27 protein-coding genes are annotated in these 25,948 nt (G+C 37.4%); 13 read left to right on the top strand and 14 right to left on the bottom strand.

What is annotated here, in order from left to right:
* Position 1 precedes the first annotated feature (1 nt).
* Positions 2-481: a hypothetical protein gene (locus E7Z79_RS04365; RefSeq protein ID WP_303738754.1), complete on the top strand. Its 480-nt coding sequence runs from the start codon at positions 2-4 to the stop codon at positions 479-481.
* On the opposite strand, the gene nucS is transcribed toward E7Z79_RS04365, so the two are convergent.
* The gene (nucS, locus tag E7Z79_RS04360) at positions 478-1,260 is read right to left on the bottom strand and encodes an endonuclease NucS (RefSeq protein ID WP_303738753.1); all 783 of its coding nucleotides are present in this window, start codon (positions 1,258-1,260) and stop codon (positions 478-480) included. The genes E7Z79_RS04365 and nucS overlap by 4 nt on opposite strands.
* A gap of 122 nt (positions 1,261-1,382) precedes the next feature.
* On the opposite strand from nucS, the gene E7Z79_RS04355 reads away from it, so the two are divergent.
* The 3 genes from E7Z79_RS04355 to E7Z79_RS04345 all read left to right on the top strand — a co-directional run bounded on the left by E7Z79_RS04355 (position 1,383) and on the right by E7Z79_RS04345 (position 3,696).
* Positions 1,383-2,333, top strand: coding sequence for an alpha/beta fold hydrolase (locus E7Z79_RS04355; protein WP_303738752.1), 951 nt, complete (start codon positions 1,383-1,385; stop codon positions 2,331-2,333).
* Positions 2,323-2,598, top strand: coding sequence for a DUF5750 family protein (locus E7Z79_RS04350; RefSeq protein ID WP_303738751.1), 276 nt, complete (start codon positions 2,323-2,325; stop codon positions 2,596-2,598). The genes E7Z79_RS04355 and E7Z79_RS04350 overlap by 11 nt, the downstream gene beginning before the upstream one ends.
* A 126-nt stretch (positions 2,599-2,724) precedes the next feature.
* Positions 2,725-3,696 (top strand): alpha/beta fold hydrolase, encoded by a 972-nt coding sequence (locus tag E7Z79_RS04345; RefSeq protein ID WP_303738750.1) that lies wholly within the window; start codon positions 2,725-2,727, stop codon positions 3,694-3,696.
* 18 nt (positions 3,697-3,714) lie between these two features.
* On the opposite strand, the gene nadA is transcribed toward E7Z79_RS04345, so the two are convergent.
* The 3 genes from nadA to rnz are packed head-to-tail and all read right to left on the bottom strand — an operon-like array spanning position 3,715 to position 6,282.
* Entirely contained in the window at positions 3,715-4,629 is a 915-nt protein-coding gene (gene nadA / locus E7Z79_RS04340) for a quinolinate synthase NadA (RefSeq protein ID WP_303738749.1), read from the bottom strand.
* Entirely contained in the window at positions 4,622-5,374 is a 753-nt protein-coding gene (locus E7Z79_RS04335) for a mechanosensitive ion channel family protein (RefSeq protein ID WP_303738748.1), read from the bottom strand. The genes nadA and E7Z79_RS04335 overlap by 8 nt, the downstream gene beginning before the upstream one ends.
* Positions 5,371-6,282, bottom strand: coding sequence for a ribonuclease Z (rnz, locus tag E7Z79_RS04330; protein WP_303738747.1), 912 nt, complete (start codon positions 6,280-6,282; stop codon positions 5,371-5,373). The genes E7Z79_RS04335 and rnz overlap by 4 nt, the downstream gene beginning before the upstream one ends.
* Positions 6,283-6,350: 68 nt before the next feature.
* Between rnz and nadC the strand changes: the two genes are divergently transcribed.
* Entirely contained in the window at positions 6,351-7,175 is an 825-nt protein-coding gene (gene nadC / locus E7Z79_RS04325) for a carboxylating nicotinate-nucleotide diphosphorylase (protein WP_303738746.1), read from the top strand.
* 3 nt (positions 7,176-7,178) lie between these two features.
* On the opposite strand, the gene E7Z79_RS04320 is transcribed toward nadC, so the two are convergent.
* Entirely contained in the window at positions 7,179-8,699 is a 1,521-nt protein-coding gene (locus tag E7Z79_RS04320; RefSeq protein WP_303738745.1) for a DEAD/DEAH box helicase, read from the bottom strand.
* Between the two features lie 167 nt (positions 8,700-8,866).
* On the opposite strand from E7Z79_RS04320, the gene carA reads away from it, so the two are divergent.
* Both carA and carB read left to right on the top strand, forming a co-directional pair.
* Positions 8,867-9,949 carry a glutamine-hydrolyzing carbamoyl-phosphate synthase small subunit gene (carA, locus tag E7Z79_RS04315; protein WP_303738744.1) on the top strand — a complete coding sequence of 361 codons (1,083 nt, stop codon included), beginning with the start codon at positions 8,867-8,869 and terminating at the stop codon, positions 9,947-9,949.
* Positions 9,950-9,964: 15 nt separating this feature from the next.
* Positions 9,965-13,141: a carbamoyl-phosphate synthase large subunit gene (carB, locus tag E7Z79_RS04310; protein WP_303738743.1), complete on the top strand. Its 3,177-nt coding sequence runs from the start codon at positions 9,965-9,967 to the stop codon at positions 13,139-13,141.
* A gap of 18 nt (positions 13,142-13,159) precedes the next feature.
* On the opposite strand, the gene E7Z79_RS04305 is transcribed toward carB, so the two are convergent.
* On the bottom strand, positions 13,160-13,753 hold the full coding sequence (locus E7Z79_RS04305; protein ID WP_303738742.1) for a zinc ribbon domain-containing protein: 594 nt from the start codon (positions 13,751-13,753) through the stop codon (positions 13,160-13,162).
* Between the two features lie 123 nt (positions 13,754-13,876).
* Between E7Z79_RS04305 and E7Z79_RS04300 the strand changes: the two genes are divergently transcribed.
* Genes E7Z79_RS04300 through E7Z79_RS04285 form a run of 4 tightly spaced genes read left to right on the top strand, consistent with a single transcriptional unit; the run spans position 13,877 to position 16,841 of the window.
* Positions 13,877-15,031 carry an amidohydrolase family protein gene (locus E7Z79_RS04300; protein ID WP_303738741.1) on the top strand — a complete coding sequence of 385 codons (1,155 nt, stop codon included), beginning with the start codon at positions 13,877-13,879 and terminating at the stop codon, positions 15,029-15,031.
* Between the two features lie 41 nt (positions 15,032-15,072).
* A complete protein-coding gene (locus tag E7Z79_RS04295; RefSeq protein ID WP_303738770.1) occupies positions 15,073-15,495 on the top strand; it encodes a universal stress protein in 423 nt (140 codons plus the stop codon).
* A 34-nt stretch (positions 15,496-15,529) separates the two neighbouring features.
* Positions 15,530-16,375 carry a CBS domain-containing protein gene (locus E7Z79_RS04290; protein ID WP_303738740.1) on the top strand — a complete coding sequence of 282 codons (846 nt, stop codon included), beginning with the start codon at positions 15,530-15,532 and terminating at the stop codon, positions 16,373-16,375.
* Between the two features lie 7 nt (positions 16,376-16,382).
* Entirely contained in the window at positions 16,383-16,841 is a 459-nt protein-coding gene (locus E7Z79_RS04285; protein WP_303738739.1) for a hypothetical protein, read from the top strand.
* A gap of 157 nt (positions 16,842-16,998) precedes the next feature.
* Here the strand turns inward: E7Z79_RS04285 and E7Z79_RS04280 are convergent, their stop codons facing one another.
* From E7Z79_RS04280 to E7Z79_RS04270, 3 genes are read right to left on the bottom strand one after another with little or no spacing between them, the layout of a single operon-like run.
* Complete coding sequence (locus tag E7Z79_RS04280; RefSeq protein WP_303738738.1) at positions 16,999-17,661, bottom strand: TfuA-related McrA-glycine thioamidation protein; 663 nt, start codon at positions 17,659-17,661, stop codon at positions 16,999-17,001.
* 4 nt (positions 17,662-17,665) lie between these two features.
* A complete protein-coding gene (locus E7Z79_RS04275; protein ID WP_303738737.1) occupies positions 17,666-18,868 on the bottom strand; it encodes a YcaO-related McrA-glycine thioamidation protein in 1,203 nt (400 codons plus the stop codon).
* 1 nt (position 18,869) lies between these two features.
* Positions 18,870-19,511, bottom strand: a complete 642-nt coding sequence (locus tag E7Z79_RS04270; protein ID WP_303738736.1) for a site-2 protease family protein — start codon at positions 19,509-19,511, stop codon at positions 18,870-18,872.
* A 42-nt stretch (positions 19,512-19,553) separates the two neighbouring features.
* Between E7Z79_RS04270 and E7Z79_RS04265 the strand changes: the two genes are divergently transcribed.
* Positions 19,554-20,579 carry an aminopeptidase P family protein gene (locus tag E7Z79_RS04265; RefSeq protein WP_303738769.1) on the top strand — a complete coding sequence of 342 codons (1,026 nt, stop codon included), beginning with the start codon at positions 19,554-19,556 and terminating at the stop codon, positions 20,577-20,579.
* A 4-nt stretch (positions 20,580-20,583) separates the two neighbouring features.
* On the opposite strand, the gene E7Z79_RS04260 is transcribed toward E7Z79_RS04265, so the two are convergent.
* The 5 genes from E7Z79_RS04260 to E7Z79_RS04240 are packed head-to-tail and all read right to left on the bottom strand — an operon-like array spanning position 20,584 to position 24,493.
* Positions 20,584-21,216: a 4'-phosphopantetheinyl transferase superfamily protein gene (locus E7Z79_RS04260; protein WP_303738735.1), complete on the bottom strand. Its 633-nt coding sequence runs from the start codon at positions 21,214-21,216 to the stop codon at positions 20,584-20,586.
* Positions 21,213-23,084, bottom strand: a complete 1,872-nt coding sequence (locus E7Z79_RS04255; protein WP_303738734.1) for a PP2C family protein-serine/threonine phosphatase — start codon at positions 23,082-23,084, stop codon at positions 21,213-21,215. The genes E7Z79_RS04260 and E7Z79_RS04255 overlap by 4 nt, the downstream gene beginning before the upstream one ends.
* A complete protein-coding gene (locus tag E7Z79_RS04250; protein ID WP_303738733.1) occupies positions 23,081-23,461 on the bottom strand; it encodes an ATP-binding protein in 381 nt (126 codons plus the stop codon). Before E7Z79_RS04250 ends, E7Z79_RS04255 begins: the two co-directional genes overlap by 4 nt.
* The gene (locus E7Z79_RS04245) at positions 23,458-23,757 is read right to left on the bottom strand and encodes an STAS domain-containing protein (RefSeq protein WP_303738732.1); all 300 of its coding nucleotides are present in this window, start codon (positions 23,755-23,757) and stop codon (positions 23,458-23,460) included. Before E7Z79_RS04245 ends, E7Z79_RS04250 begins: the two co-directional genes overlap by 4 nt.
* Positions 23,758-23,788: 31 nt before the next feature.
* Positions 23,789-24,493, bottom strand: coding sequence for a TIGR00266 family protein (locus E7Z79_RS04240; protein ID WP_303738731.1), 705 nt, complete (start codon positions 24,491-24,493; stop codon positions 23,789-23,791).
* Positions 24,494-24,772: 279 nt separating this feature from the next.
* Between E7Z79_RS04240 and E7Z79_RS04235 the strand changes: the two genes are divergently transcribed.
* Complete coding sequence (locus E7Z79_RS04235) at positions 24,773-25,483, top strand: DUF4013 domain-containing protein (RefSeq protein WP_303738730.1); 711 nt, start codon at positions 24,773-24,775, stop codon at positions 25,481-25,483.
* Positions 25,484-25,948: the final 465 nt, after the last annotated feature.

Below are 25,948 nucleotides of genomic sequence, written 5' to 3'. Positions count from 1 at the left end.
TATGGCAGATGAAGAAATGATTAATCTTGATGATATAAATTATGCGGTTTATAAAATTGGCGAATGGAAAAACCATTATGAAATTAACCAGATTGGATTATCCAGAGAAATACCTGTTACCAAAAACACAATAGATCATATCAAGTTCTCCATGGAGGAAATCAGGAATACAAAATTTTCTATTTCGGATAAAACGGTCAACGGTTTTGTAGCTATTGCAATGCAATTGAATCCTAAGGTTCAGGATATGGAATTGGATGATACAATTGCATTGGAAGAAACAGAATATCAAAATATCCTATCCGAATTGGAGGGTCTTGAAGTTTTGGGTGATGATGAGACCATTCCTCTTCAAAGCGATGAATATCTCATTTACAAATTGGAAAAGGACTGTCACGTAACCACTTCAATTCCGGCTAATGAATTCACTCAGAAATTCTATGAATCAGAACTAAAAAGAATTGAAGATGCTCTGGATTAAAAGAAATCCAGGGTTACTTTTTTGTCTCTTTTTAACTCACGGGGAGGTTCAACAGATACAAATTCAATGCCTTCCTCTTCAATCATCTCCAATGCATCGTCCATGATTGACGGCGCAACAAGCAAACCTCTTATCTTTTTCTTTTCGGCTTCAACTTCCCTTAGATAATCGTTGTCGGTATTTTCCATATCCTGGATGTAGCGTCTAAGCTGTTTTACGGCGGTCACTCCGGCTTTTCTGGCCTTCAGTTCCAGAATCATCAAATTGTTGTCGCTGTCCTTTCCTAAGATGTCAATGAATCCATGTTCGACACTGTACTCCCTTGTGGTCGGCTTGAAGCCTTCCTCGATTATATGGGGCTTTTCCATTATCATGTCGCTCATGTCCTTTTCATATCCTGCCTGTTCAAGCTCCTCAAAGTCCTCTACATTCGCATAGTTGATGAACTGAATCTGCTTTATTTCAACTGTCAAAAGCTCTTTAGGAGTTCTCCTGTGGCTTTCTAAAAACAGGTTGTCGTTTTTGATATATGCTCTGGTTCGTGATTTTGGAGGTTGCCAATTGACCGGCTCCACCTTCTTTTCCTGATGGATTAAAAACGCACCATCTGGTTTAATCATTATTATGCGTTCTCCCCAGTTCAATTCACTCAGAGCCCTTCCCTCATAGTTTACCTTGCAGCATGCAAAAATAAGTATTGTTGCCCTTTTTCTGAGAGCCTCCTCAATTAGGTCATAAGCATCTTCGCAATTAGGTTTTTCTAAAATTTTATATTTCATCACAATTTACATTGTCTAGATTAATTTAAATAATTTGTTTTCAAAATCAATTATTATAGTTCAGGGGAGGAATTTCCATTTACGATGATGAATATTTTGAAGAAAAAAAAGAGTATTTCACCATGGATTCGTTCGAATTTGAAAATGGTGATGTGATTGATGATGCCGTTGTTGAGTTTATGACGTTTGGAACTCCAAAATATGACGCGGAGGGTTCCATCAGTAATGCAATTGTTTACTGTTCAGGATCTCTTGGAACATTTGCGGGAATAAACAAGATTTTGCCACTGACCGAAAAGGGCGATGCGTTTGATGGCGACAAATACTTTTTTGTAAGCATGTCCGCCTTGGGCTCTCCGGGGTCCTGCTCTCCTTCAACAACCGATTTGAAAAATAAGTTTCCAAAATATTCCCTTGTTGATGTAGTCAATTTCCAAAGGCAGTTTTTGGCCGAAAAGTTTGGCATCAAACATGTTTTGGGACTTATCGGCAATTCTATGGGAGGTTTCATCGGTCTGACACAGGCCATCCTCTATCCTGAATTTCAGGAATTCATCATCTGTGGCGTAAGCAGCTATAAGGTTGCAGGCCATGATTACATCCTTTCAAAATTTGTCGATGAAATCATAACATCTGATCCGGATTATGCAAGCGGCGAAATGACCTACTCACTAATCAGGACTTTGAGATTGGCGAATCTTGCCGAATTTAATTTTGGACTTTCCAAGGAGGCATTAAGGTCAATGTCCAATGAGGAGCTGGCATTTGAATTTGAAACATTCGGAAATGAGATGCTTGAAACAGACATTTACGATTTGAAATACTGCAATGAATCTTGCATGAACTTTGATGTGGAGGATGATTTGGACAAGATTACTTCTGAGGTTTTAATCATCTCATGCAAACAGGACCCTCATTTTCCTCCCGAATTGGATGGCATTCCAATGTCTCGGATGATTGAAAATTCACGGCTGATTATAATGGATTCCGAATTGGGACATTTGTGTTTCAATGAGCTTGAAACAATTTCCGATGAATTAAAAGAATTTATGGAGGGGTTTGATGATTGTTAGCATTTCAGATTATGGTGATGACGACAATGGGAAATTCATCAGGTATTCCGTTTCAGGTTTGTCCGAAAGCCAGCTGGATTATCTGAAGGCAAATTTGGATGAGGAACTCGCAGTTAACGACGATGTTTTGACATTGACAATGCATTTCAGTGAAGAATTGTATCCCTTCCAAAGTGATGTTGCAAAAATAAGATTGGATGATTTCATTGCCCGTGAAGAGATTGAAATGAATGTCTTCCTGTCAAGTTTTCTGGAAGATATGTAATATATTTTATACTTTTACATTAAAATCTAAATGTATTTAATTTTTTATCAATTTTTCCAAACTTTTTTTAAAAAAATTTATATGTTTTCAGTTACTACCTATTTATTAGAAACGAGGTTTTTTTAAATGTATCCTGAAAGTAATTTTCATGTAATGGAATCATTTGAATTTGAGTATGGCAGGGTGCTGGAAAATGTTGAAGTCGAATATAAGACATTCGGCACTCCAAAATATGATGAAGAAGGATTCATTACAAATGCAGTCCTGTTTTTTTCCACTTTCAATGGTATCTATTCTTTTTTAAGAGAGTCTCATAAGTATATAATGGATAATGGTAATTTCACTGATGAATTCTATTTTATTGTAATTAGTCCTTTAGGAATTCCAGGTACCTGTTCTCCTTCATCCACTGGATTAAATTATGAATTTCCAAGATATACCCTTCTTGATGTTGTAAATTTTAAAAGACAGTTTTTGGCTGATAAATTCAAAATTAAAAAGATCTTAGGTCTGGTTGGAGAAGGTATTGGCGGTTATATAGTTCTAACCTGGGCATGTGAGTTTCCTGATGATATGGAATTTATTTTCCTTGCCAATAGTGCTGCAAAGCTATCAGGTTACAGATTCATCATTTCAAAAGTTTTGGAACTTATCATAGACTCAATAGATGATTACTATACTGATGGATACAGTGTTTCAAAAACTAAAAATATGATGGCGATTAATGCACTGCTTTTTGCACATTCGTCCTCCAAAAAAATATTTAATAATTTGGGCAATGATGAAATTTCCGCAATTTTTGAAGATTTTAACGATGAATGCTTCTTTAGGGACATCTATGATCTCAAATTCAGAAATGACTGTTTTTTGGAGTATGATGTTGTAGAAAAGTTGGGCAATATTAAGGCAAAATCTTTCTTCGTCTCAACCAATGATAACTATTTCAATTATGAACTTGACATGTTACCGTTTAAAGACCAGGTTTCCAATTCAATTGTTCTAAAACAGGAAGATGTAAAAGAGAAATATTACTTTGAAGAAAAAGATTATGACCATATTGGTGAAGAGGTCATCGCCTTTTTTAAGCAATTTAAATAATAAGGTGTTAAAGCTAGTCTAGCTAGCATTTAACATATGTTCAACGGCTTTTCGGGATTTGTCGGCAACATCCTTAGGCAATGTGACTTCCGGAGCCTCATTGACAAGTGCATCCCTGATTTTTTCAAGTGTATGGAGCTTCATTGTTTCACAGATTGCCCCTTCAAGCATAGGATACAATTTTTTGCCCGGAACCTCTGAGTTGATTCTTGTAATCATGTCGATTTCAGTTCCGATAACGAATTCCTCCTTGTCGCTTGCTGCAATGTGTCTTAACATTCCACCGGTTGACATCACTTCGTCACACGCTTTTTGAACTTCAATCTTACATTCTGGGTGGCAGATTATCTCAGCGTTAGGATATTCTTTTCTTTTAAGCTCAACATCTTCAACATGGAATAACCTGTGCACATAGCAATGGCCGTCTTTTGGAACTGGAATGATTTCCTTGTCTGTTCTTTCTGCGACATGAGTTCCAAGGTTTTTGTCTGGTCCAAACAATATCTTGTCCTGCGGTAGGCTTTCTGCAATCTTGACTGCATTTGCGGAGGTACATAATGTGTCTGCGTGCTGTTTTGCCTCAGCAATACTGTTGACGTAAAGAATGACTCCTGCATCAGGATGCTCTTCTTTTGCCTTTAGCAGTTCCTCTTCAGGAAGCATATGTGCCATAGGACATTCGGCCTCAAGTGTTGGGATGACAATCTTTTTGTCCGGATTTAAGATAAAAGCGGTTTCCGCCATAAAGTCGACTCCGCAGAATATTACCAGATCCTTGTCGTCTATTTCAGAAGCCTTTATACACAATTCCAGTGAATCTCCTAAAAAATCGGCAATTTCCTGAACTTCCTTTGGCTGGTAGTTGTGTGCAAGAATTATTGCATTTTTCTCTTCTTTTAATTTTAAGATTTCTTCTTGAAGTGAGTTACTCATATTTTCCACCCTTTACAACATATTTCCTTATTTCGTTAATGACTATTAATCTATATTTATCTTTACTATTAAAATCTTTTACCCAAAATGACACTTTCACTTTACTTTGTTTAAATGATATCTCTTTGGCAAAGACCTCAGGTTCAGGTTCCTTTGAGATTTCATCATACTCTAGAATCTTTTTGGTAATGTAGGATGCAAACTCCTCAACATCAACATCCAATGCCAGTCCCGTTACTATGTCCACTCTATATTTTTCCGGTTTCTTAAACAGTAGGTAGGCGTCATTTGTCAATGTTGAGTTGGGAATATTGTCTTTAACTCCAAAATCATCGACAATGATTGTGGATCTGAGGGTTACCCTCTCAACAACGCCCTTTTTGTCATGGATTTCAAGGGTGTCACCAACTTTTATGCTTTTACCCAAAATTAGTATGATTCCGGAAAACAGGTTTGAAATGATATCCTTTGCAGCAAAACTCACTGCAATACCTACAATACCCAAACTCAATAGGGTTCCGGTCAGATTGATCCCGAAAAACTGCAGAATCACCATCAGCGCAATGAAATAGATTATATAATTTATAATGTCTCTTATGAGATAGACTACAGTCATGTCCTTTTTAAATCTGTTCATTTTGTTCATTAAAAAGGCAATAATGCGTGTAAGCATTGATGCTGCGATAATGATAATCAAAATATAGATTGGTGTCAGTGTAGGATTGTTTAACGGTAGAATATTCATGATTTTCCTCGAAGGTTTTCTTCCATATAGTCTCTGGCCAATTCGGTATTTTCAAAGATTTCCCGAGCTTCCTTCAGCATTATCTGGGCGTATTCTTCCCCATATCTTGTGCTGATGTGGGTGATTATCAATTTTTCACTGTTGGATTCACGGGCAACAAAAGCGGCATCCTGGGAAGTGGAATGTCCATAGTCCTCTGCATTCTGTGCTTCTTTTTGTATGAAAGTTGACTCATGAATGAGCAATGTGCTGTCTTTTGCAAACATGATCATCTCTTCACAGGGACGTGTGTCGCCGGAATAGGTTAGCTTGATTCCTTTTCGGGGAGGGCCAAGGACTTGTTCCGGCTTTATGATTTTGCCGTCGATTTCAACATTTTTTCCGTTGTGCAGTTTTCCAAAAGCGGGACCAACGGGAACTCCCAATTCAATGGCTTTTTCACGTAAAAAGCGTGGCTTTTTCTTTTCTTCAATTGAATAGGCCAATGACGGAACATTGTGCCTTACACTTTGTGCACTGATTACATATTCATCAGTTTCGTCAACGATTCCAGTGTCGATTTCAATAAATTCAACAGGATACTCGATTGCACAATAGCCTAAGCTGTAAATTGCATCTTTTAGTTTATTCAAGCCTCTCGGACCGTAAACGGTTAATTTTGATTCTCTTCCATTCAGGCTCATTGATTGAAGCAATCCCGGAAGGCCCAAAATATGGTCTCCATGAAAATGTGTGATAAATATCTTTGATATTTTCATGGGACTTACATTGGTAAACAATAATTGTCTCTGTGTCCCTTCACCGCAATCAAATAAGAATACATCTCCGAACGCCTTGACTGCAATTGACGGATGATTGCGGTCTTTTGAATGGACCGCTGATGAGGTTCCTAAAAATGTCACTTCCATTTTATCACTTCAATATTAATATACAATTAATTATATATTCATAATTATATTAAATTTTAGGTGATTTTTTGGATAAGATTATTGAATATATGCTTGCTGAAGATGAAGGATTTGGAGACATTACCTCTAATGCAGTTGTCGAAAAGGATAAGATTGTAAATGCATCTATCGTATCAAAGGATGAAGGCATTCTGGCAGGAATTGATGTCATCCGAGAATTATTTGAAGAATATGGTGTTGAAATTACCCTTTGTTTAAGGGAAGGGGTCAAAATCTCCAGGAACGATTTGCTGATTTCTTTTAGGGGAGATGCAAGAACAATATTGCTTCTTGAAAGAACAGCATTGAATCTGCTCATGAGGATGAGTGGTGTTGCCAGTGCGGCAGCTGAATATGCTGATTTGGTTCGCGATTATGATGTAAGGATTGCAGGCACCCGTAAAACATCTCCTGGAATAGCAAAATTTGACAAGTATGCCCTGACTGTTGGAGGAGCGGACACTCACCGCTTCAGCTTGGATGACATGGTTCTGATTAAGGACAATCACATTGCGGTTTGCGGATCTCCTTTGGACGCTCTATTGAAAGCCAAAGAAAACACAAGTTTTTCCAAAAAAATTGAAATAGAGGTTGAAACATTGGATGATGCGGTCAAATGCGTTGAAAACGGTGCGGATATTGTAATGCTTGACAACATGTCCGGTGATGAAGTCAAGGAAGTCATTGATGAGCTTGAAAAACTCAAAATTCGTCAAAATTCTCTCATTGAGGTTTCAGGCGGAATCACAAAGGACAATATCATGGATTATGTTGAATATGGTGTTGACATCATTTCTATCGGAGCACTGACACATTCATCAAGAAGCCTTAATTTCAGTTTGAGGATAGACTAGTTATCATATTCTCAATGATAATTTTTCCTTCAGCTCTTCATCGGTCATTTCGGTGATGAATGTTTCATCGCTGCTTATGGCCTTTTCAGCAAGATTCAGCTTGTTTTTGCTCATCTCGTCAATTACTTCTTCAAGGGTTCCCTTTGTGATGAACCTGTACACCATCACATCGCTTTTCTGGCCGATTCTGTGCACACGGTCTGTTGCCTGGTTTTCAATTGCAGGATTCCACCATAGGTCATAATGGATAACGTTCTGTGCGGCTGTCAGGTTAAGTCCAACGCCCCCTGTCTTGAGTGTGGCAACCAGAATCTTACAGTCCTTGTTTTCCTGGAAATTCTCAATAACTTCCGCTCTTTTCTGTTGTGAGAGGGAACCGTGTAAAAACAGCACTTCGGTTTTAAGTTTTTTGGAGACCAACTTCTGTATTATTTTGCCCATTTGAGCATATTGGGTAAAGATTATCACCTTTTCATCCATATCCATAATGTTTTCCAAGATTGTAATCAGCAACTCCATCTTTCCTGATTCTGAAATCTTCGGATTGTCGGAACGCAGGAACTGTGCCGGATGATTGCATGCCTGTTTTAGTCCGGTGATGATGTTTAGAATAATTCCGCGTCTTTCAATGCCTGTTTTTCCTTCCAGATCCTCGAAGATGCCGTCCATTATTGCATTGTACAGTTTAATCTGTTTGTTTGTCAGGCTGCAGTAGATGTCATTGACAATCTTGTCCGGAAGCTCATCCTTGATGTTGTCATCGGTCTTGAGACGCCTCATGACAAATGGTTTTGTTATCGTCCTGAACTTTTCCAGGGTCTTTGTCTCTTCCAGCCTCTCGATTCTCATCACATAATTCGCCTTGAAGCTGTCCAGTGATGAGAGATATCCCTTGTTTACAAAATCAAATATGGACCAGTAATCTGTCAATTTGTTTTCGATGGGAGTACCGGTAAGGGCAATCTTTGTCTTTGCCTTCACGTTCTTGATGGCCTTTGTCTGCTGGGTATTCGGATTTTTGATGTTTTGAGCTTCATCAATAACGCATACGAACCATGTCTTGTCTAAAAACATGTCCAAGTCAAGTCTTATTACTCCATAGGATGTCAGCATGATGTCATATTCCTCAAATGGGAATGTCCTGTTTGATCCGTGATAGATGTAATATGACAGTTCAGGGGTGAACTTTTTGATTTCGTTTTCCCAGTTGGATATCAGTGTCGGAGGGACTATAATCAGTGACGGTTCACTGTCCAGGGGATTTGCCTCCTTGAAATGGAGTATTGCGGTTAGAACCTGGACTGTTTTACCGAGCCCCATGTCATCTGCCAGTATGCATCCGAACTTATATCTGACATTTGAAACAAGCCAGGAATAACCTATCTTTTGATAAGGCCTCAGCTCTCCGGTGAATGACTTTGGAACGTCGTAAGCTTTGGTTTCTCCAATCATTTTTTTGAATTTCTTGAAGTCATTCGGATTTTTCATCTGATTTTTGATTAACTTTTCAGATTCCCTGTCCATGGTCTTATTTTGGTCATTTTAATTAATAAATTTTCAAAATTGAATTTTTAAATTTGAATTTTTTTTCAAAAAATGATGATTTCCTCACTAAAAAACAAAGTTTAATAATAATCTAAAATAAAATATAATAAAGATAGTAAATTTTTATATTTTATTATGGTGATTTAATGGTAAAAATAGCTAAATTGGCTTTGGAAGATGGAACTATTTTAAAAGGTGAAGCATTCGGTTATGAAACCACCAAATTAGGGGAACTTGTTTTTTCCACTGGTATGGGCGGTTACACTGAATCTCTGACTGATCCGTCTTTTAGAGGAGAAATTTTAATGTCCACTTACCCGCTTGAAGGTAATCACGGGGTAAGTGAAGAGTGGTACCAATCTGACAAGATTCAGGTTGAAGGATTTGTTTGTCGTGAAGTTTGTCGTGAGCTTTCAAACTTCGGACCTCAAAAAACATTGGACGAATTTTTAAAAGAGTTTGAAACTCCTGGAATCAGTGGAATCGACACTCGTGATTTGACACTTAAAATCAGAGAAAGAGGTTCACTTAAAGCAGCTATCACAACTGAAGACATCGATGATGACAAACTCCTGGAAATGGCAAAAGCACAGCCAAGCATTGAAGACAGGGATGTTGTGCCTTTGGTTTCCACTAAGGAAATCAAGATATTCAATGAGGATGCCGACAGGAAAGTCGCTCTGATTGACTGTGGTGTTAAAAAGAATATCATAAACTCATTTTTGGAACGTGACATTGGAGTCATACTGTTCCCTTATGACACTGACTACAAGACAGTCTTGGATTACTCCCCATCAGGACTCATGATTACTTCCGGACCTGGAAACCCTGACAGAGTGTCCGAAACTATCGAAACCATGAAAAAGCTATCAAACAGGCTGCCAATATTCGGTATCTGTATGGGTCAGCAACTGATTGCCAAATCATTCGGTGCAAGGTCATATAAGATGAAATTCGGTCACCGTGGTGAAAACCAGCCGGTAAAAGACCTAAACACCGGAAAAGTATTCATTACATCACAAAATCATGGTTTTACAATTGATAAGGAGTCTTTAAAGGAAACCGATTTAGTATTGACTCAGATTAACTTGAATGATGGAACTCCGGAAGGTATTTCCCATAAAGAGTTGCCGTTAAATTGTATACAGTACCATCCTGAAGCAGGACCTGGTCCAAACGATACAAGACACATTTTTGACGAATTTAACCAAATGATGGATGATTATTAATTAGAGGGATTACAAATGCCAGTTGATAAAGATATTAAAAAAGTATTAATTATTGGATCTGGACCTATTCAAATCGGACAAGCAGCAGAATTCGATTATTCAGGTTCACAAGCATGTAAATCACTAAGAGAAGAAGGTATTGAAACAGTACTCGTTAACAGTAATCCTGCTACAATTCAAACTGACTTGGGAATGGCCGATACTGTCTATACCGAACCTTTGACTCCTGAAGTCGTTGCAAAAATTATTGAAGAAGAGGAAATTGATGCTATTTTACCAACCATGGGAGGACAGACCGGATTGAACATTGCAACAGGACTTGGAGATTTAGGATTACTTGAAGGAATTAAGGTAATAGGTTCCGACGTTCAAACAATCAAGGATGTAGAGGACCGTGACTTATTCGCAAACCTTATGGAAGAAATCGGAGAGCAAATTCCAAAATGTCACGCTGTTGAAAGCGTGGAGGCAGCTCTTGAAGCGGTTGAGGATATCGGTTATCCTGTTATCGTAAGGCCGGCCTTCACATTAGGAGGAACCGGTGGAGGAATCGCCCACAACGAAGAGGAACTTATTGAAATCGCAAATCACGGTTTGGATATGAGTTTCATCAACCAGGTTCTTATCGACGAATCCGTTCTCGGATGGAAGGAAATCGAATTCGAAGTAATGAGAGATAAGGAAGACACCTGTATCATCGTATGTACAATGGAAAACATAGACCCAATGGGAATCCACACAGGAGACAGTGTCGTAGTTGCACCTATCCAATGTCTATGTGACGAAACCATTCAGAAAATGCGTGACGCATCAATAAAGATTATCAGAGCATTGGGAATCCGTGGAGGGTGTAACATTCAGTTTGCGCTAAACCCTGAAACCGATGAATACAAAGTAATCGAGGTAAACCCAAGGGTATCAAGAAGTAGTGCGCTTGCATCAAAGGCAACAGGTTACCCAATTGCTAAAATCTCATCAAAAGTTGCATTAGGTTTGACCTTGGATGAAATCAAAAACGACATCACCAAGGAGACTCCTGCATCATTCGAACCTGCCATCGATTATGTGGTTATCAAAATCCCAAGATGGCCGTTTGACAAGTTCAAAGGAATCAGCCGTGAAGTCGGAGTTCAGATGAAGGCGACCGGAGAGGTCATGGCTATCGGAAGAACCTTCGAAGAGGCATTCCAGAAAGCGTTAAGGTCACTTGACATGGGATTCGACGGATTCGAATATGTCGAATGGAGCGAAGAAGACCTTGCTCATCCAACAGACCTTATCTACTTCCAGATCTATTCAGCTATAAAGGACGGAATGGATATCGACAAGATCCGTGAACTCACCAAAATCGACAATTTCTTCCTATACAAAATCAGAAATATCGTAGAGTTCGAAAACGATGTCACAGCTGAAAAACTTGACGATGAAGAGTACTTAAGAAAAGCAAAACAGATGGGATGCTCAAACAAACGTTTGGCAGAACTCTCAGGCCAGACTGAAGAGTATATCAAAAACCTGCTTACCAGATACAACATAAAACAGTCCTATAAGATGGTAGATACCTGTGCTGCTGAATTCGAAGCTAAAACTCCATATTACTACAGCAGCTATGATAAGGGTAATGAACTGACTTCAACCACAAAGAAAAAAGTGGTAATTCTTGGTGCAGGACCAATCAGAATCGGACAGGGTATCGAATTCGATTACTGTTGTGTACACTCCTCTTTAGCTTTAAAAGAAGAGGGAATAGAAACAATCCTGATCAACAACAACCCTGAAACCGTAAGTACCGATTATGACATTTCAGACAAGCTGTTCTTTGAACCGTTGACATTTGAAGATGTGATGGGTGTAATCGAACAGGAAAAACCTGATGGGGTCATCGTGCAATTCGGAGGACAAACCTCAATCAACCTTGCAGTACCGCTCGCAAATGCAGGCGTTAAAATATGGGGAACACCATATGACAGCATCGACAGGGTAGAAGACAGAGAATTGTTCGCAGAACTCCTTGAAAAACTTCACATTCATCAGGCACCATACGGAACAGCAAATTCATTCGAAGAGGCAAAAGAGATTGCAGAAAGAATCACATTCCCAGTCCTTGTACGTCCGTCATATGTTATCGGCGGAAGGGCAATGGAAATCGTTTATGATATGAACGAGCTTGAGGAATATATGAAAGAGGCAGTTAAAGTTTCACCTGACCACCCTATTCTTGTGGACAAGTTCCTTGAAGATGCAATCGAGCTTGATGTGGACCTGTTATGTGACGGAGAAGATGTATTCATTGCAGGAATCATGGAACACATCGAGGAAGCAGGTGTTCACTCTGGAGATTCCGCATGTGTAATACCTCCTCAGACAATTCCTGAACATATCCTGAACACAATCCGTGAACACTCAACCAAACTCGCTTTGGAATTGGATGTCAAAGGTTTGATGAACATTCAATACGCTGTCAAGCTTGACGAAGAGATGGTTTACATCATTGAGGCAAACCCTCGTGCAAGTAGAACCGTTCCGTTTGTAAGTAAAGCTATCGGTGTGCCATTGGCAAAAGTTGCAACTTGGATTATGAACGGCGCCAAATTAAGGGACTTCGGTCTTGAAAAGGAAATCAAGATAGGTCACGTGGCCGTAAAAGAATCAGTATTCCCATTCTTGAAACTGCCTGAGTCCGATACCGTTCTTGGTCCTGAAATGAAATCAACCGGTGAAAGTATCGGTATTGATGACAGCTTTGGAATGGCGTTCTACAAATCACAGCTTTCAGCTAATATGGAACTTCCTAAAGAAGGTAAGATTTTCATCAGTGTCAAAGAAGCCGACAAGAAGAAAATCAGACCAATCGCTGAAAAGGCTGCCAATTTAGGATTTGATATTGTGGCAACTGCCGGTACCGGTGATGCAACCGGCCTTGATTCAGTTGAAAAGGTCCTGAAAGTGTCACAGGGATCACCTAACATCAGGGATGCTATCCTGAACAAGGAAATCGACCTGATTATCAACACATCTGAAGGTAAGCAATCCGCTAAGGACGGCTATATCATCAGACGTTTAGCTATTGAGTTAGGTATACCTTACGTAACTACTTTGGCGGGCGCAAGAGCAGTTTTAAATGCTATTGAGGCTGTGCAAAATAATGAAATCAATGTAAAATCTTTAAACGAATATGTTGATGGAGAATAATTATTCTCTATCCTTTTTTTAATTATTATATAGATAATCCTTAATGTTAATACCGCATGAAGGACATTCCTCTTCACCGATTTTCAACCTGCTTTTACACTTAGGACAGAAGTTGAGCTGAACCTTATACTCTTTGCTTTGATCAATAACAATATTAATCTCGATTCTTTCGGTGACGTGTGATTTCAGCACATTCATGTCCCAATCGTTGTCCATCAGCATCTTTTTATAGTAAAACGCTTCAGTCATTGTGTCGTAATGCCCTATGATGTCATCGCCTTTTTTAATGTAGAATTTCCTTATTTTGTGGTCAAAAAGGATTTCTCCTTCCCTTTCCTTTTTATTGAATTTTGTTCCTTTGATTCTGCCTTTTGGCCGTTTTTCGGGAAAAGGGGGCAATTCCATGTTTTCATACTTGTTTTCAAGGTCGCATTCGACAAGCAGATCATAATCGAAATTACAGAAAAACAGTGCATCCCTTTCATATAATGCATCAGATAATTTACTGAACTCTCCATAATCCTTATTATTGTATTTGACTCGGTATACATTGCCGGTTTTAACAATATTCCTGTAAAAGTATCTTATTTCCTGGGAGTTAATAGAAATCACCTTGATGGTTTAAAAAAGAGATAATCGAATTTCACGATATCTAGTTAATATTATTGTTTTTCAAATTAAATAAATTTAATGAATAAAAAAATACTTTAATAAAAAAAATTAGATTTTACTTTAATGTTTACTGTATCTAATGGAATTATATTGAAAGGCCAGGATTTGGTTCCTGTTCGTGAAAATATCGTTGTGGACGATGGGAAAATCATTGAAATTGCAAAAGATGCAAAAGAGGGCAAAATCATTGATGTTGATGGTGCCATTGTATGCCCGTCCTTCATCAACGGTCATGTTCACATTGGGGACTCCATAATCAAGGATGAGGGTTACGGCCTTTCGCTGGCTGAAATGGTCAAGCCTCCAAATGGCGTCAAGCACGTTGCCCTGTCCAATGCCGAAGATGAGGATTTGGTCAACGCCATGAGGCAATCCATGCAGGACATGATTGATTCGGGAACAACCCACTTCATCGATTATCGTGAAGGGGGAATCAAGGGAGTCAAGCTTTTAAGGGTGGCTTCAAAGGACCTTCCAATCAAGCCGATAATTTTGGGCCGTGACGACAGTTTCTATGGTGATGATCCCGATTTGGGCAAGGTTAAAATAGCCATTCGCAAATTATTGAAGATTGCGGATGGAATCGCTCCGAGCGGCTTTGGCGAAATCACTCCGGAAGTTGCAGGTCTGATTTCAGAGAAATGCAGCAAGCAAGGCAAAATCTCATCAATTCATGTGGCCGAATCAGAATCCAATCAAATCGAGTCATTAAACAATGATAAGCTAACTGAAATCGCCAAAGGTGTTAACAGCAGTTTCACTCAGCTGGTTCACCTGACCAATCCAAAGGCAAACGATTTGGAATTGGTTGCCGGTTCAAATCAGAATGTTGTAGTTTGTCCAAGGGCAAATGCAACCTTAAACGTTGGTGTGGCTCCGTTAAACAGGATGCTTGATTTAGGAATAATGCCTTTGATTGGAAGCGACAATGTGATGCTGAATTCACCAAATATGTTCAGGGAATTGGAATTCACTCTCAAATTGATGTCTGTTTATTATAGGAAGTATATCAATCCTAAAGACTTGGTTAAAATGGCAACAACCAACATATGTGGATTTGAAATCAACAGTGTTGTCGAAAAATCATTGATTTCAGAGGATAATTTTGCCGAATTTATTGTTTTAAAATCTTTTTCTAAAAATCCATACCTTAATATATGCAATCGTGTAGAAACGAAAAATATATTATATACTATTAACAAAAAGATAAATGTATAATATCATGGATATGAATCCATATATTATGGGAGATGTTAATGATGTATAAAAAGATATTGGTTCCTACAGACGGTTCAGAATTCGCAAAGAAAGCTGAAAAACATGCGTTATTCTTATCAAAGGTTAGTGGAGCCGAAATAGTTGCTGTGAGTGTCACAGAAAATAATTTTGTTAACGGACTTCCATTGGATGATGAGGTATACCAGTTAAACGAAATCTTAAAGGAAAGATCAGAAGAAAATCTCAAGGAATTTGATGAATTGAATGATAGCGATTTAAAGATTACTCATATAATTAGGGAAGGATCACCTGCTAGAGTAATTTTAGAGGTTGCACAGGAAGAGGATATTGACCTGATTGTAATGGGTAGTTCTGGTAAATCCGGTTTCGATAGATTTATTATGGGTAGTGTAGCAGATAAGGTTGTAAATTCAGCTAAATGCGCAGTACTTGTTGTCCATTAAACTTATTATTATTGTATTTTATAAAGGTGTTTTTATGTTAGTTAAAAGAACAATGTCTAAAAATGTTGTCAGTGTTTCCGTTCCAGGAAATAGGGAAAAAGTTTTAGACTTAATGAGAAAAGAAAACAAAGCAGTGCTTCCTGTAGTTAAAGAAGATACTGATATTTTAGTAGGACTAGTAACTCGTTCTGATTTAATTAATAATCCTGATGAAGAACAAATTGCAATGTTGATGACCCGAGAGTTAATCACCGTCAAACCTGGCGACGATGTAGTCGATGCTGCTCGCGTAATGATGGAAAATAATGTTAGAAGAGTTCCTGTTATAAATGATGATGGTGAATTAGTTGGTATCATCACCTCCTTTGATTTGGTGTCTAAAGCATTAACCAAAATTGAAGTGCATGACGCTGTTGAAAATTATATGATTACTACCGTTCCAACAACTTGGGAAAAAGCTCCATTGAATGTCGCTTTTGAAACCATGAATCAATTCGGATTGAAATCAATCTTGGCACTTGATGACGACGCTAAATTGTCAGGTATATTGACTGAAACCGATTTCATTTCTGAAATCGAAATTATCTCCGAAAGAAGTGAACACAGTTCCACTGTCGGAACCGAAGGGGATAAATGGTCATGGGACAGTACTTCAGTTTTATACATTGAGAAAAACAGTTTGAAGTTTGCAGACAAGACTGTTGCTGATGTTGCTGTCAGCAATGTTGAGGTTGCAAATTCCAAAACCAAAGTTTCTGACTGTGCTAAAAAAATGAAATCCTTAAATATCGAGCAAATTCCTGTAATTGGAGTTGAAGGAGATTTGGTCGGTCTTGTAAGGGCTAGTGATTTAATCAAGGCTTTGGTTAAAAAAGAATAGTGGTATAATGGCTGTTAGTCCAGTATTGGTGATTAAAGCAGACGAAAGTACGGTTGGCGTTCGTGCAAGATTATACGATGATTATTCCGAACATAAAATTGTACTGAACTCTGTAATTACTTATTGGTGGGCTAATGACTTGCCTCCCGCTGTAAAGTTTTTAGAGCTTTTCGATTCAGTCATCAAAAGAACCATTAATGAGATTTTCCCCCACAAGACATTAAACCTGAAATATGATGTCAGGGCAAATCAGGTGCTGGAAAAGGCATCTGAAATTGAAGTCAAGTTGATTTCTGTTGTTGCCGATGATGTTGGATTTAAAATTGAGGGCTGTTCATTTTCATTAAATGGAATCAGGAAAGTCGAAAGCGATTTTGAAGCCAGGGAATTTTCAACAAGTTTTGATCATGTCATCGAAACTCCCGACATTGTTCTCAAAAAGTATCGTGAAATGAATGAAAAATAATTCATTTCTCCTTATCTATTTTTCGTTTAGTATTTTGATTTTGTGATTGATTTAAATTAAAGTTTTATCAACACTATCGTTTTAATAAGGACTTATTTCATTTTAATTAATCTTTCAATGAATTAATGTTAAAAATAGTTTTCTAATGTGGATGACACTAATTAATTTCATCAATTTCTTTTTTAATTATTTTAAGCAAGTCTTTTGCATCTTCCTTTTTAATGTCCGGGGATGTTCTGATAAAATCAATCAGTTCCGCCTTTTTATCATTGTCCAAATCGGATTCACTTAATGTTTGGGAATAGTTTCTTTTAGGATAAAATGTCTTTTTGGTGATTTTAAGCAATTCGTCCTTTTCATCCTCAGTAATTATGTTTGCATCTACAGCATTGGTAAAAACATATTTCATATTGATCAGCGGAACGGACAGTGCTTCAAGAGTCTCGCCGTCAAGCATCACTGCCACATCATCATCAGAGTCGACTTCGCCGGTTGCATACTGGGTATAGACATATCCTACTCCGGTCATTCCCAATGTGTCAAGTTCTGACGCTCTCAGGGCACCCATGCTTGAAGCACCATATACCTTAACTCCACTTTTCATCACGTTGAGTATCTCCTTGTGTCCGACTGCGGAGCTTTGGTGGAATACTCCGTCAATTATTGCGATGATGTCAGGATGTTCCTTTATGGCCTGACCCAAATCTCCTCTCTGAATAGGTCTTTTATAGATTACTTCAACCTCATCTGTTGAATCAAGAATTTCCTTTGCCTCATCAAAAGGAAGTGAAAGGCCGGTATAAACTATTATCCTTAGCATTTTATCATACTTTCAAAAATCTGTATCCTGCCCTTGAAGGGTCAAGTGCGAAAAGCTCCATTTCAGGAATTATTACTCTAACAACGCTGACATCAAGCTCAGGACGTGTCAAATCATAATATAATATCTTATCGATGTCGTTGGCTATTAATTCATCTTTTACTATTTCCAAATCAGCTGTAATTGATGTTGTTGACTTATTTTCAATGCTTGAAAGGGATATCTTTTCATCTTCCTCTCTGAAGTAGTATTTATTAATCCTTTTCATGCGCTCATATCCTGCTTCACGGGCAAAGTCTGCTCTGACCGTATCCTCACGTGCACCATTGATTTGTGTTGCTCTGCTTTGAGCCACTTCGGTCAATGCCCTTAGGATTGCAACTTCAGGGTCAAGATGGGTTCCCATTCCCAAGGTTAAAAGTCCTGCATCACGGGTGACGGTATCGTCGGCTGAAGCGGCGATTGTCGGAACATTGATGTCTGCAGTGAAATCCATCAGCTTTATCTTTATGCCATTTGATTCGAACCTGTCGATTGTGTCGTTGACAATATCGCTTTCGATGCTGTCCAAATCAATTTGGGCATAGTTTTTATGGGTAAGTTCGAAAATGCTCCATGCGTCACGCTCTATAACTTCAAATATTCCATGCAAAATCGCCTCTTCCAGGATATTTCCGGATGCGAGGCCGTTGGTGTTTGACTTGAACAGGCTTTCACAGTCATTTCCATGAATGTATGGATGATAAATGGCATTTGTTGGAATGTAATATTCCTTATCTGAAATAATGTCTTTTACCAGACTCCATTCCAGCTTCATCGAATCCAGATTCTGCTTTTTAAAGTCTTTCGGCAGGTTCAGGGATTCCGGATTGATGTATTCTCCCAAATCGGAAATTTCATCCAAACCGGCAATTGTGACCTCATCGCTTTCTTGCCTTTCAGCGGAATACCTTTCGAAGCCTTCCATCATTGCTGAGGCTCTTGCATGGTCTTTTGTGATTCCTTTCCCACCATAAATGCTCACTGCACCTTCTTCGGCGGTAGGTCTGATTGCAGTATAAATCGGAAGGCCAATCCTATCCAAATCGGTTATGTCGGCAATACGTGTGATTCCTGCTGTCTTCAGCTTGTCCTCATTGTTTTCAATGGTTTTTTCGGGTGCGATTACCCTGTGTGTCCCTTTAAAGTATGTCAATTCATCTGTCATGCTACATTCCTATAATCAGTCTAACTAAACTTTCAACGCCCATTGTCATGGATGCTGCAGTCAGTATTCCTGCTATTGCTATTGTGATAATCCAAATTCCGACATTCCACCTTAGCACTTTGGATCCATCAAGATTTCCAATAGGAAGCAAGTTGAATACAGCCAAGAAGCTGTTGATTGAATAACCCACTGAACAGACTATGAATAGAATTACAGAGGTTTCTGATGTAAATGCGGATGGATATACTGCAATTGCAATTGCCAGAAATACTAATGCAAGGATTATATTGACGACGGGTCCTGCAACGGAGATTTTACCGTTTATCTCGTCAGTCATATAGTTTGCATAGGTATAAACTGCACCTGGTGCTGCAAATACGAAACCGAAAAATGATGTGATGAGCGCAAATATTAACCCTTGAGGCCATAATTTGAATTCGGCCCAGTATCCGTATTTCATTGACACGAATTTGTGTCCGAGCTCGTGCAGGATGAAACCGGAACCTACACCTACCATAACAAATGGAAGGATGGTTAATATTGCATTTGGGTTTCTGCCACCATTCACAATTGCAAAACAAAGTGAAATAACGAAAAATGCAATTATTAAATCTCTCACTTCACTACGTGTAAACTTAAACATAATGTTAAAATATCTAATTTTATATATAAAAGTTTTTTTCTAATATTAACTATGGAACTACATGTTGAAAATATATTAAATGATTTGAAAAAAGATGATTTTCAAGCTTATTTGCTTACTCAGTTTACAAATGTCGAATACATTTCAGGTTACAGGCCAACCAGCTTTGCATTCTGCATAATCAAGGAAAATCCCATCATATACGCTTCCAAAATGGATATGGAATTGGCCAACAGGAATTCATCTATCGAGGTCAGGGAATATGAATCCTTTGAAGTTATTGTAGATGAGCTTAAGGGAGAGGGCGTTAGAAATATGGCAATCGAGCCGGCATTGCCATTCAGCACATATGTCAGATTCCGGGACGACTTCAATATAGATTCCAAAACATACATAGACAAGCAGAGGATGATTAAAACGCCGGATGAAATTGAAAAGATTGCAAAGGCAACAGAAATTGCCCAGAAATCCTTCCTTCAACTGGATATTCTGAACAATCCCAACACTGAAAAGGAGGTTGCGTTTGATCTTGTCCGATTCATGATTGAAAACGGTGCAGACAAGGAATCATTCGATACTATTGTGACAAGCGGAGCCAATTCAAGCTTGCCTCATGCAATTCCCGAATCTAAAAAGTTAGGCCAGCCTGTATTGATTGACTGGGGAGCAATTTTTGATGGCTACTGCTCAGACAACACACGTACAATGGTTTATACTGAACGCCAACAGGAAATTTGGGATATTGTGGCCGAAGCGCATGACAAGGCGATTAAGGCGGCAAAACCGGGCATTAAGTGTTGTGAGGTTGACAATGTCGCAAGGGACATCATAACTGAATATGGATATGGCGATAAGTTCATACACTCAACAGGCCATAGCCTGGGCCTTGACATTCATGAAACTCCGGGATTTTCAACACGTGACGAAACAGTAATCGAGAGGGGGATGGTGATAACGGTTGAGCCCGGAATATATCTTGAAGGAGAATTTGGGGTCCGTCTTGAGGATACCATTGAAATTAACCGCAGGGGCAACGTCATCGGCGATTTGCCTTTACATATTGACTGAAATTTCAGTACAATTCCTCAACATCATATTCGATTAAACCGGACACGTCATAATGTCCTGCAGTTCCTATTTTGTAGTTTTTGATTTCGAAGAGATTAAATTTCAAATCCTCATCATCATTTTTAAGTTTAATTTCATCTTCAATTATTATTTCAAAGCTGTCCAGCTCCAGGTTCATTCCAAGTCCTGTGTATTTCATATAGCTTTCCTTCAAAACCCAATATCTGAAGAATTCATCTGAAGGATTTGCCGCATTCATGATGCTTTCATATTCTCTGTTGTAGAAGTAGTGCTTGGCTATGTCCAAATCGATTTTGGAATCATTATATTCAATATCCACACCGATTTCCATGTCCGATATTGCACATAAGACCATTTCGCCCGAGTGGCTTAAATTGAAATGAATGTTTTCATGGTTTGAGATGTACGCCTTGCCGAACCTTTGGGTTTTGAAAATCGGATCTGCCACATTTTCCCCGGACAACAATTTCTTTAAAAGAAGATATGCTCCGGCGCTTAACTTCTTATCTTTGTCAAATCTGTAGAAATCGATTTTTTCCTGGCGATTTCGAGAAACAAGCGGGTAGGCTTTTTTCAAATCAAGGTTTTCCACATTGCAATAGGCTACTTTAATCATTTTATCTTTAGATATAATAAGGTCATATCATCAAACTGTTCCTCATCTTTGGCGAAACTGTTAATATCATCCAATAATGGGTCAATTGGGTCGGCATCGCTTTTGAATTCATTGAAGAAGTTCAGAAGTCTGTCTTCCCCATACATTTTTTTATCTTTATTGTTTGCATCGGTTATTCCGTCGGTGTAGAGCACCAACTTGTCTGTTATTTTTATATTTTCTGTGATGTAGTCAAAGTCTTCCATCACTCCAATCACAATTCCTGAATCGATATCCAAATATTTGAATTTATCATTTTCCCTTATTAATGGAGGATTATGTCCTGCATTGGAAAATATTAATTCGTTGGTTGATTTGTTATAAATTCCGAGCCATAATGTGATGAACATTGTTTCGGAATTGTTTTCACATAGCTGATTATTCAACTGGTATAATATTTTTGAGGGGTCCTGATTATATTTCAGGAGTTGCTTTATCAGAACCTGGGTGTTCATAGAAAGAATTGCTGCAGGAACGCCCTTGCCTGAAGCGTCTCCAATTACAAGGGCAAGATGGTCATCATCCAGGATATAATAGTCAAAAAAGTCTCCTCCAACTTCCTTGGCAGGATGAGAATATCCGTTGACAATAAACTCATCTGTTTCAATAGCTTCAGTCGGCAGGTTTGCCGCTTGAATTTTAGTAGCAATATCAAGTTCGGTTTCAATGCGCTTTCGTTCCCCTTCAATTTTATCGATATTTTCAATATAATGGTTATTGAAGTTAATCAGGTCTGTATATGACCTGGCCAGAGTTCCAATTTCATTTTGTTCGTTGATATATTTGGAATAGATATTTACCAATCCTTCAGATTCAATTTTTTTATTTTCGCCGATGAAGGATTTGATTTCTGAAAATGACGAGATAGGTTTGATCACATTATTTTCAATGTATTTTAAGATAAGTATAGATGGAACGAAGAATAGAATCAGAATCACATCAGTGATTATGAGTGCAGGCATTAGAACGATGTACTGATTAATTTGGTTCAGGCCCACTAAATAGTTATAGCTAAAAATGGAAATTATTATTCCTAGAAGGGCAATTCCTAATATGATTATAAGAAAATTTTGCAGAATCTTTTCAATTATTGTGTTTTCCTCATTGGGTTCCACGTCATATTCGAACGGTTTTGTCAGATAAGCAAATAATAGAATTCCTATTAGCACTATATCTATGGCCAATATGGTTTGGTTTGGTGATATGAAAAGGTTTAATTCCGAGATGATTGTAACAACTGCTAATAAATTGAATATTATCTGATATAATCTTCTATTGACTTTTCTTTTTGATTTTTTTGGGATTTCTATAACATCGATTCTTTTTGAAAGCCACACGCCCAATACTCCTGAGATAAATGCGATATTGATAAAGTTCAGAAGGTATGAAATAAATGCATATTCATCCAGTTTTGGGCTGAAAAATAAACCTATCAAAGTTGCATGGGCGGCGGAATATATGAGCCCACATATCACTATGTTTGATAAAAACAGGTTAAGTTGATAAATGTTATCTAATCTGGGTTTTGTAATTTTTTCTGTTTTAAAACCGGAATACCATAGTTTGTATGCTAAATATGAAACTCCAAAAGTGATCAATGCTGAAGGAAGTATATCTAATGGAGCGTGTCCATTCATCAAATCTAATACTATATTTCCTAATGTTGCACCTAAAGCGCCATAGGGACCAAACACTAAACCTAAGAAATATAAAAGTCCCACATGAGGGTTTGATATACCATATTCAAAAAAGATCTCTGAACTAAATGAGATATAGACCACTATCATTAATATAAATGATATTGCCATGTTTTTCAGTTTAGATTTCATGATACCCCATTTTTAATAATTATTAAGTGATTTTCACCATTTTCGTAATAATATTCAAGTCCATCAGATAGTTCCTTGGCGAAAAAAATTCCAAGCCCTCCAATTTGGGCTTCTTCAATATTTTCAGAAGGTTCAGGGTCTTCCATTGAAAGAGGATTAAATTCCATTCCATTGTCAATAAACTCTAGAGTCAGTGTAGAATCTTCATATTCTGCTTCAACAATGATATAGTCTGTTCCGGAGTAATTCACAATATTTACAAATATTTCTTCAACAATTAAATTGACTTGGAGGTTTTCTTGTGAAAGTTCATTTAAAATGAACTCGTTTAATGTATATAATTCATTTATTTCCGGTTTTAGTTTAATTGAATTCATTCTATCGTTAATATTTTATCTATGCCTGACATTCTGAGTATTTCTCCTACAGGTTCGTTAACATTTTTAATAACAAAGGGGGTATTGCTTGCTTTTAATTTCTTTTGTGTTGCAATCAAAATCCTAAGTCCTGCACTTGATATATAGGTCAAGTCGGACAAATCCATTACCATTGAGTTGAAAGTTCCCATTTCAGAGGCAATTTCAGTATCCAATTCTTTTGAAGTAATTGTATCGATGCGGCCCGCAACGGATAATGTCAATTCATCTTGATTGTGTTCTTTTGTAATTTTCATAATTTTTCCCCAATTTTAAAAAGTATTTTTTTTATTTGTCAAATAAAACGTCCCATGATTGGCCGGATGAAGTTGGTAAAAATGGAATTAAAGCTGCAGCTAATTTTGACAGTGGCATGGTTTGTATCCATACTTTTCCAGGGCCGGTTAGTTTTGAAAAGAACAGTCCTTCTCCAAACAGTATGTTTTTGGCACCTTTCACCCTTTCAATATCGAAATCGATTGTAGGTTCCATTGCCGCAATATGTCCTGGGTCAAGAAGTATCTTTTCTCCAGGCGCCAGGTCTTTTTCTATCACTTCTCCATCGATTTCTAAAAACACCATTCCGTTTCCTGAGAATTTTTGAAGGATGAATCCTTCTCCACCAAATAATCCTGCTCCTAGTTTCTTTTTGAAGTATATGTCTACATCAACACTTTCTTCTGCTGCTAAAAACGCATTTTTCTGGCCGATTATTGTGGATCCGTTTAGTTCTATGGGCATGATTTTTCCAGGGGTGCATGCTGAAAATCCAATTTGTTCATTATCTGATTGTGCAGTAAAATAATTTAAGAATATTGAGTCTCCGGATAATGCTCTTCCAAGTCCTTTCAGGAGTCCCCCACCGGTATTTGTATCCATTTTCATGTTTGAAGTCATGAATGCCATTGCACCGGTTTCGTTTTTCATGGTTTCTCCTTTTTGCAATGTGCAGATTACAATAGGGAATGAACCGCCTCTTATTTCATATTCCATTGTGTCACCTAATGTTCATTATTGTAATGTACTATTTTTTTAAAAGTATATAAAATTGACTTCTGTCGAATCATTATGCTCTACATGAGTTAACTGTGTTAAAATTATAATTGGTCATGTAATATGAATTAATCAAATGAAATCAACTCAAATTTATTATTTTATGGGATTTTTCCGTTTTTAAATATTTTTTTACTTAAATATAAATAGTATTATTCAAATACATATTAATGACTCATATTTTTCGAGTTTTATTAATTTAAAAGGAGAATAAAAAAAATGGAAATAGGCGAAATATTAAGTGATGCTTTAGTTTATCCAGCACATAATATTAAAGCATTAGTTATTTATATTGTTTTAGGGATTATTCTAGGAATTGCAATTGCAGGCACTATGGTAGGCATTACTGCAAGTATTGCTGCTGAAAATCTTCTTGCAATTATCGGATCTGGAATCATAGGTATTATCATAGCATTATTTATAGGATTTATAATTACAGGTTATGAATTGGATATTGTCAAATACGGTATTGAAAGGGACCCAGGTTCCCCAGGTATCGACTTTGTTAGACAATTCATCAATGGGGTAAAATTTTTCGTTGTATACATTGTTTATATGATTATTCCAATAATCATCAGTGCAATTTTAGCTGTTGTCTTCCAACACTGGTTATCTTCAATAATTACCACAATCGTGTCTATTGTATTTGCTTTAGCATTGATGATGGGTCAATGCAGATTAGCAAAAACTGAAGATTTAGGTTATGCATTAGCAATTGGCGATGCTATTGGTGACATTTCAAGAGTAGGAATTGTAAAACTAATTTTATTCATTGTCTTGATTTTCATCATTGAATTTGTTTTATTCTTCATCGTTATTCTTATTACCCAATGGAATTCCATTGTCGGTGGTATTTTATTAGGTATTTTAGGTGTTTACATAACCTTCTTTGTTGCTAGAGCAACTGGTTTATTATACTCTGATGTATAAATAAACCCTTTTTTTCTTTTTTTATCTTTAAAATGCAAGAATACCACAACTTCTGCAAGTTGTGGATGAATTGCACTATTGGATGTACTGTCTTTTTTTAATTAATTTTATTGTGTTTATTTTTATTTTGTGTTTTTTGGAGGCTATTTTGGGTCTTGGATTTTTGTTCAGTATACTTTTTTGTTGTGATTATATTATTGCTTTGGGTTTGAAAAATTGCTCTGAGTTCGTTATTTGATTACTTTTCAAATGCTCTCTCTTATTTTTTATATGTGGGTAATTATAAATGAGATATTATTCAATTAAATGTGATTTTAATTGTTGTTTTAAAAAAGAGTAGATGTTTTTTCATTTTTTTTTAGATATGAATGAAAATGGTATATAATGATGGATTGGGGATGAGATTTATGGGTGAGTATATTCGGGGTGTGGTTGTTAAGCTTCATTTAACTCTTGAACAAGAAG

Source organism: Methanobrevibacter thaueri (genome assembly GCF_015062905.1).
Classification (GTDB): Archaea; Methanobacteriota; Methanobacteria; order Methanobacteriales; family Methanobacteriaceae; genus Methanocatella; species Methanocatella thaueri_A.
Note: the sequence above shows the minus strand (reverse complement) of the source record. Positions and strands in the feature narration are given on the sequence as shown.

Coding starts and splice junctions, on each gene's coding strand:
- nadA (WP_303738749.1), bottom strand. CDS start 4,629: ATGAGTAACTCACTTCAAGAAGAAATCTTAAAATTAAAAGAAGAGAAA.
- carA (WP_303738744.1), top strand. CDS start 8,867: ATGGTAAAAATAGCTAAATTGGCTTTGGAAGATGGAACTATTTTAAAA.
- E7Z79_RS04285 (WP_303738739.1), top strand. CDS start 16,383: ATGGCTGTTAGTCCAGTATTGGTGATTAAAGCAGACGAAAGTACGGTT.
- E7Z79_RS04245 (WP_303738732.1), bottom strand. CDS start 23,757: ATGAAAATTACAAAAGAACACAATCAAGATGAATTGACATTATCCGTT.
- nucS (WP_303738753.1), bottom strand. CDS start 1,260: ATGAAATATAAAATTTTAGAAAAACCTAATTGCGAAGATGCTTATGAC.
- E7Z79_RS04290 (WP_303738740.1), top strand. CDS start 15,530: ATGTTAGTTAAAAGAACAATGTCTAAAAATGTTGTCAGTGTTTCCGTT.
- E7Z79_RS04355 (WP_303738752.1), top strand. CDS start 1,383: ATGGATTCGTTCGAATTTGAAAATGGTGATGTGATTGATGATGCCGTT.
- E7Z79_RS04300 (WP_303738741.1), top strand. CDS start 13,877: ATGTTTACTGTATCTAATGGAATTATATTGAAAGGCCAGGATTTGGTT.
- E7Z79_RS04335 (WP_303738748.1), bottom strand. CDS start 5,374: ATGAATATTCTACCGTTAAACAATCCTACACTGACACCAATCTATATT.
- E7Z79_RS04255 (WP_303738734.1), bottom strand. CDS start 23,084: ATGAAATCTAAACTGAAAAACATGGCAATATCATTTATATTAATGATA.
- E7Z79_RS04280 (WP_303738738.1), bottom strand. CDS start 17,661: ATGCTAAGGATAATAGTTTATACCGGCCTTTCACTTCCTTTTGATGAG.
- carB (WP_303738743.1), top strand. CDS start 9,965: ATGCCAGTTGATAAAGATATTAAAAAAGTATTAATTATTGGATCTGGA.
- E7Z79_RS04240 (WP_303738731.1), bottom strand. CDS start 24,493: ATGGAATATGAAATAAGAGGCGGTTCATTCCCTATTGTAATCTGCACA.
- E7Z79_RS04260 (WP_303738735.1), bottom strand. CDS start 21,216: ATGATTAAAGTAGCCTATTGCAATGTGGAAAACCTTGATTTGAAAAAA.
- E7Z79_RS04270 (WP_303738736.1), bottom strand. CDS start 19,511: ATGTTTAAGTTTACACGTAGTGAAGTGAGAGATTTAATAATTGCATTT.
- E7Z79_RS04365 (WP_303738754.1), top strand. CDS start 2: ATGGCAGATGAAGAAATGATTAATCTTGATGATATAAATTATGCGGTT.
- E7Z79_RS04345 (WP_303738750.1), top strand. CDS start 2,725: ATGTATCCTGAAAGTAATTTTCATGTAATGGAATCATTTGAATTTGAG.
- E7Z79_RS04295 (WP_303738770.1), top strand. CDS start 15,073: ATGTATAAAAAGATATTGGTTCCTACAGACGGTTCAGAATTCGCAAAG.
- E7Z79_RS04350 (WP_303738751.1), top strand. CDS start 2,323: ATGATTGTTAGCATTTCAGATTATGGTGATGACGACAATGGGAAATTC.
- E7Z79_RS04320 (WP_303738745.1), bottom strand. CDS start 8,699: ATGGACAGGGAATCTGAAAAGTTAATCAAAAATCAGATGAAAAATCCG.
- rnz (WP_303738747.1), bottom strand. CDS start 6,282: ATGGAAGTGACATTTTTAGGAACCTCATCAGCGGTCCATTCAAAAGAC.
- E7Z79_RS04235 (WP_303738730.1), top strand. CDS start 24,773: ATGGAAATAGGCGAAATATTAAGTGATGCTTTAGTTTATCCAGCACAT.
- E7Z79_RS04250 (WP_303738733.1), bottom strand. CDS start 23,461: ATGAATTCAATTAAACTAAAACCGGAAATAAATGAATTATATACATTA.
- E7Z79_RS04275 (WP_303738737.1), bottom strand. CDS start 18,868: ATGACAGATGAATTGACATACTTTAAAGGGACACACAGGGTAATCGCA.